Below are 536 nucleotides of genomic sequence, written 5' to 3' on the forward strand. Positions count from 1 at the left end.
CCGGCGCGTCATGGGGCGCTTCCTGATCAGCAGGACGGTGAGGGCGGCGAGCAGCAGCCACGCCGACGTCATCACGATCAGCCACGTCCAGCCCGCGTGGTCGTACACGATCGCGCCCGCCGTGCCGCCCGCGCCGCTGCCCAGGTAGTAGCAGAGCGTGTAGAGGCCCGCGGCCCGGCCCCGGGCGGGCGGCGGCGCGTCGGCGGTCACCCAGGCGTTGGCGATGGCGTGCGCGGCGAAGAACCCGGTGGTCAGCACGGCGAAGCCGATCGCGATCACGGGCAGCGACGGGTGCGCGGTCAGCGCGGACCCGGCCACCGTCACGACCAGCGCCGTCACCAGCGCCCCCGTCCGTCCCAGGCGGGCGGCCAGCCGTCCGGCGGCGGCCGAGGACGCGGTGCCCATGGCGTACGACAGGAACACCAGGGACGCGGCGGCCGGCGCGTCATGGGGCGCTTCCTGATCAGCAGGACGGTGAGGGCGGCGAGCAGCAGCCACGCCGACGTCATCACGATCAGCCACGTCCAGCCCGCGTG

1 protein-coding gene is annotated in these 536 nt (G+C 75.0%); it reads right to left on the minus strand.

The window, feature by feature from the left end:
- Nucleotides 1-522, minus strand: a 522-nt coding sequence (locus FAF44_RS53605; RefSeq protein WP_237111184.1) for an MFS transporter, incomplete at its 3' end; no start/stop codon positions are given.
- Between the last annotated feature and the right edge of the window lie 14 nt (nt 523-536).

The sequence above is a fragment of the Nonomuraea sp. MG754425 genome (genome assembly GCF_021699195.1).
Lineage (GTDB): Bacteria > Actinomycetota > Actinomycetes > Streptosporangiales > Streptosporangiaceae > Nonomuraea.